The following is a 5226-nucleotide window of genomic DNA, read 5'->3' as shown; positions in this document are numbered from 1 at the left end:
CTGGATATCGTGCATGAATCCGATGGTGGTCCAGTGGTAGCTGTGCTCGACGTAGTGGGTATTGAAGAGGCGGAAATAGAGGTAGCCGATGGGGTTGTTGTCGGTGCGCCAGCGCCGCTCTTCGGCCACGACTTTGCGTTCCTTCTGGAACTCTTCGTCGCTGAGCTTGAGGTTGGCCATCAATTCGGCGTAGAGCTCCATGGCCATCTTCATGTTGCTACTGGAGGATTTGATGAAGTAGTGGGTGTAGTCGAAGCCGGTCGAGGCGTTGTTGATCCCGCCGTGGGCTTTGACGATTTTGTCGAACTCACCCTCTTTGAGGTGTTTGGTGGATTTGAAGTTCATATGCTCCAGCATATGGGCGATCCCGGTCTTGCCCAGGATCTCGTCCCGGCTGCCGACCTTGTAGAAGATGTCGGTGGTGATGACTCCGGTGCCGTTCTCCAGAGGGATGGCATAGACCTCCAGACCGTTGTCGAGGGTTTTGTGGAAATATTTGGGCAGCGAATTTGCCATGAGTGCTCCTGGAAGCGGCAGCAGCGCTGCCGCGGTGAGTAGTGAATAGTGGGTAGTGCGTAGATTTTTGGCGAAATTTTTGCAAAATTTCTTTAAACGATCGATCATGTCGGTTGATCCTCTATCAATATTATCTGTTTTCGTTCAGAGGGTTTTATAGCAAAGGAAGGATAGCGAATTTGTGATAACAGGTTGTTGGATAGGGGAAGGTGGTGGGTCCTCCGGGACTCGAACCCGGGACCGCCCGGTTATGAGCCGGGAGCTCTAACCAACTGAGCTAAAGACCCTTCTTTTCGCCATGCTGCTTCTGCCGCTCGCGGATCCGGCGGGGAAGATAGGGGACCTGGTTTTTGATCTGACCCTTCTCCATCATGGTGATTTTCGCGTCGGCATTATACTGGAAATAGTGCCGGAAGGCAATGAGATTGATCAGGATCCCGAAGAGGACGGCGAAGATGATGAAGGAGGTCCCGCCGTGGCTGAACATGGGCAGCGGTACCCCTACCACCGGGGCCATACCGATGATCATGTAGATATTGACGTCCATATAAATAAATATTAAAAAAGCGATCCCGGCGGCCACGGTCTTGATGAGATAGTTCTGTTCGTAGATCCGTGAAAGAAAAAGGAGGTGGACGATGAGAAGGATATAGAGGGCGATGACCGTCAGCATCCCTTTGTAGCCGAAACGCTCCCCCAGGTAGGCGAAGATGAAGTCACTGGAGGCGATGGGGAGGAACTTGAGCTGGGTCTGGGTCGCTTCCTCTTTGGCCTTGCCCTCCAGTCCGCCGGATCCGATGGCGATGAGGGCTTGGCGGACGTGATAGCTGGGCTTGCCCAGGAAGTCTGAGATGCGCTTCTTCTGATAATCGTGGAGATGATTGTAGAGTACTGGCGCAGAGAAGGCCGTCAGTAGGGCCAACGTGATCCAGACCCGCCAGCGCACGCCGACGAGAAAGAGAATTCCCAACCCGGTGAGCATCAGGACCATGGCTGTTCCCAGATCCGGCTCCTTGGCGATGAGCAAAAAGGGAATTAGAATGATGACGGAGAGTTTGAGAAAGGTTTTGAAGCCGTAGCCCTCTTTGGGGGGTGGATTGCGGTAGATCAGGTAGGCCAGCATCAGAATGACGCTGATCTTGATGAACTCTGAGGGCTGGACAGTGACGTGGAGACCGGGAATTTCGAGCCAACGTCTGGCTCCCAGGATCCGTTTGCCCGCCACGTCTACCGCCAGAAGCAGCACCAGGTTGACCACATAGCTCAGCGGGGCGAACCACCAGAGGATCTTTTCCCAGGGAATGAAGACGGCGACAAGGAAGGCGATGGCTCCGACGGTGTAGTAAACCATCTGTTTGGCAAAGAGATCAGGATTGATCTCTTTGATCAGGATCGAAGAGATAATCAGGAGAGGAATAATTTGGATGATGAGGAGATAGTCGAAGTTCTTCGGAAGGGTTTTGAAGTAGTCGGATACCTCTTTCCAGTCCAGATCCATGGGCCTCTCTTCACAAAGCGGGACAAGGAATCCATCAGGGGTTATTCTGACTGTCCGGCTTAAAGTTTGCGCTATTATATCCAAAGGTTTAGGGGGCAAGGTAAGGAGTAAAAATGCACCATTATCGTTCGCGAATACTGGAAGAACTGCAGGGGATCAAGCACTATATCAGCGAGAAGAGGGCGGCGGAGCCTCTGGGGTTTTCCCTGGCACTTCATACCGGAGAGGATCCGGCACTTGTCGGAGCCAACCGTCGAAGAGTGGCGGAATTTTTTGGTCCGGATGCTTCGTTCGTTTCGGCACTGCAGGTTCACGGTGACAGGATCTATGCGGTGGAACGGTCGGAATCAAGGGGGTGGGAGCTTCCGGATGAGAGCCTCAAAGCCGATGCTCTGATCACCCGACTTCCCAAGGTGGTCCTGACGATCCTGACGGCCGACTGCGTGCCGATTCTTTTGACCGATCCCGTTACCGGAGCTGTCGGAGCGGTCCATGCGGGATGGAAGGGAAGCGCACTGAAAATCGTGGAAAAGACAGTGGCCCGCCTTCAGGAGGCTTACGGCGTCAATCCCGCGGATTTGCGGGCCTTTATCGGTCCGTCCATTGGCGGATGCTGTTATGAAGTCGGCGAAGAGGTGGCCGAAGAGTTTCGCGGGGTCGAAGGGGCAGTACATCCCGGGACACGGGGCCGCCCGATGCTGGATCTCAAAGAGGTCAACCATACGCAACTCTTGGCGGCGGGGCTTTGCGACAGACAGATCGAAATCAGTCCCGTCTGTACCGTTTGTGAACGGGAACGCTTTTTCTCCTACCGGGCAGAAGGAGGATGTAGCGGGCGTTTTATGAGCTGTATTATGCGGGAAGGGTGAAAGCTGGAAGTAAGTTTGAAGTTGTGTGCTTTGAAAAAAGGAAATGGCGCAACTCTCGTCGTCCTGAACTCGATTCAGGACCCAGGGCATCATAGGCTTTCCAGGCCCTAGACCCCGGATCGCGTCCGGGGTGACACAAATTTACAGGCATTTTAAGCCCTAGATTCCGGGTTAAGCGCGGAATGACGGATGTTTTTCAGAAAGCCCGGATCTGAAAAAAGCCTCGATCCGGGGTAGGTGCTTTTCGAAACCCCGGAAGCTGTGATCGCCCCCTTCTTCAAGAAGCGTTTGGGCGCCTTTGAGTTCTTCTAGGGCGAGGCGGTAGTCCAACACCTCGTCGCCGGTCTGAAGCATCAGCAGGATCTTTTCAGGGTGGGAGAGGGCGGGAACCCGATATTTCCTCAGACGCTCCACATGCTGCGGGGTCCACTCGAAACGGGCGCCGTCGTAGTAGTTGGTCCCCTCTCCCGTATGGGCGGCCAGGGTCTCCCAGGGACGGGTCGAGGGGTTGACGAGGACCGCTTTGCAATCGAAACGCTCTGCCAGATAGAGGGCGTAGAAGCCGCCCAGGGAGGAGCCGATGAGGTAGAGCGGTTCCCGGCGTCTGTCGGCCTGTTCGGCGATCTGGATCAGGGTATCCATGGCCAGGTCGGGGACATAAGGCAGGGAGGGGGCGAAGGCCTCCTCTCCGAAGTACTCCCGCACCGTTTCGGCCTTGGCTCCCAGGCCGCTGCTGGCGAAACCGTGGATATAGAGGATCATTTCACCCCGCTTTTCAGGAGATCTTTCAGCTTTGAGAAGGAGAGGGTATTGACCAGATGTTTTGCCTCCAGCCATCCCCGGCGGGCCTGGTTGAGGCCGAATCGGATCTGCTCCATCGTCTCGGCACTTTCGGTGACGGAGTTCAGGACGAAACGGACACCGAAGTCCCGTAGGCTCTTGAGATGGACATCGCTGAGATCGAGGCGGTCGGGCCGGGCGTCGATCTCCAGCCAGACGTTGTGTTTCGCTGCCGTTTGGGCGATCTTTTCCAGATCGAGGCTGCAGCCGTTGCGCTGGGAGATGATCCGGCAGGTAGGATGGGCCAGGATCCGCACGGCGGGGTGGGCCAGGGCTTTGCAGAGACGTTCGGTCTGCTCCTCCTTGCTCAGGTGCAGCGCCTCCTCCGCGCCGGCGATGACCAGATCGAAGTTTGCCAGCTCCTTCTCGTCCGCTTCCAGGCTCCCGTCCTCGGCGATTTCCACTTCGATCCCCTTGAGTAGATGAAGCTTTTTGTACTTTTTCTGCAGGGCATCGACGCTCTCGAGGAATTCTTCCAGGGGACGACACTCCCGACCGTGATCGCAGAGCAGCAGGGAGGCCTTTTGAGTGAGGCAAAGGTAGTCGTATCCCAGGTCGGCGGCCTTTTTGACCTGTGCGGCGGGATCTTCGCCTGCGCGCACATGCAGATCTCCCCGAAGATCCTCCCGCTTCACCAGATCGGGGAGCTTCCCTTCGGCTGCCGCCTCCAGCTCCCCCCGGTCCTCCCGCAGCTCCGGTTCGATGTACTCCATCCCGAAGAGATGGTAGATCTCCTCCTCGGTCTTGCCGGCGATGCGCTCCATTTTTTCGTTGAAGACTCCGTATTCGTTGACCTTCCATCCCTTCTCCACCGCCATCTTTCTGACAGCGATATTGTGGGCTTTGGAGCCGGTGAAGTAATGCAATGCCGCCCCGTAGCTCATGTCGCTGACGCAGCGGAAGTCCACCTGGAGGTTGTTTTGCAGGATAATGGTGGAGCGGGTGTCGCCTTTGGAGACGATCTCTTTGATCCTGCCGAAGGCGGTGAAGTGATCCATGGCCGCCAGGGGATCCTCGGAGGTGGAGACGATATCCAGGTCGCCCACCGTCTCCTTGCGCCGGCGGAAACTTCCGGCGATCGTCAGCTGATGAATCGCTTTGAACTCTTTGAGGTAGTCGTGAAGCTCCAGGGCATAGGGCTCCGCCTCGGCGTAGAGGAAACGCTTGCCCTCTTTTTTGTAGAGGACCACCCCTTTGAGGATCTTCTCCTCGGTTTTGACGTCGAAGCCGGGGAGTTCACGGATCTTGTGTTCCTCGGCGGCCTTTTTGAGATCCTCCAGAGAACCGATGCCAAGCTTTTCGTAGAGGGTTCTTGCCCGTTTGGGGCCGATCCCTTCGATCTTGAGCAGGTCGAGGATGTGAGGGGGAAACTCCTTTTTGACCTCTTCGAGCTTGGTCAGCTTGCCGGTGGTGACGATTTCGACGATCTTTTTGGCGATCCGCTCCCCGATATCGGGAAGCTGGGAGAGATCGTATCCCTCTTTGACCAGTTTGGTGAAGTCG

General features: G+C 56.0%; 5 protein-coding genes and 1 tRNA gene. 1 reads left to right on the top strand and 5 read right to left on the bottom strand.

Features of this window, described 5'->3' with window-relative positions:
- From F8I07_RS07065 to F8I07_RS07055, 3 genes are all read right to left on the bottom strand, one after another.
- Positions 1 to 516: pitrilysin family protein (locus F8I07_RS07065; RefSeq protein ID WP_292657572.1), on the bottom strand; the 516-nt coding region annotated here is incomplete at its 3' end.
- Between the two features lie 210 nt (positions 517 to 726).
- A tRNA-Ile gene (locus F8I07_RS07060) sits at positions 727 to 803 on the bottom strand.
- Positions 794 to 2014: an FtsW/RodA/SpoVE family cell cycle protein gene (locus F8I07_RS07055; RefSeq protein WP_292657570.1), complete on the bottom strand. Its 1221-nt coding sequence runs from the start codon at positions 2012 to 2014 to the stop codon at positions 794 to 796. Before F8I07_RS07055 ends, F8I07_RS07060 begins: the two co-directional genes overlap by 10 nt.
- 113 nt (positions 2015 to 2127) lie before the next feature.
- Between F8I07_RS07055 and pgeF the strand changes: the two genes are divergently transcribed.
- Positions 2128 to 2883: a peptidoglycan editing factor PgeF gene (gene pgeF / locus F8I07_RS07050; RefSeq protein ID WP_292657567.1), complete on the top strand. Its 756-nt coding sequence runs from the start codon at positions 2128 to 2130 to the stop codon at positions 2881 to 2883.
- 171 nt (positions 2884 to 3054) lie between these two features.
- Here pgeF and F8I07_RS07045 read toward each other — a convergent pair whose 3' ends face one another.
- Positions 3055 to 3645, bottom strand: coding sequence for a YqiA/YcfP family alpha/beta fold hydrolase (locus F8I07_RS07045; protein ID WP_292657565.1), 591 nt, complete (start codon positions 3643 to 3645; stop codon positions 3055 to 3057).
- Positions 3642 to 5226: helix-hairpin-helix domain-containing protein (locus tag F8I07_RS07040; RefSeq protein ID WP_292657562.1), on the bottom strand; the 1585-nt coding region annotated here is incomplete at its 5' end. The genes F8I07_RS07040 and F8I07_RS07045, both read right to left, overlap by 4 nt.

The sequence above is a fragment of the Nitratifractor sp. genome (assembly GCF_015487065.1).
Lineage (GTDB): Bacteria > Campylobacterota > Campylobacteria > Campylobacterales > Sulfurovaceae > Nitratifractor.
The sequence above is the reverse complement of the archived record's forward strand: the minus strand, read 5'-3'. Positions and strand labels throughout refer to the sequence as shown.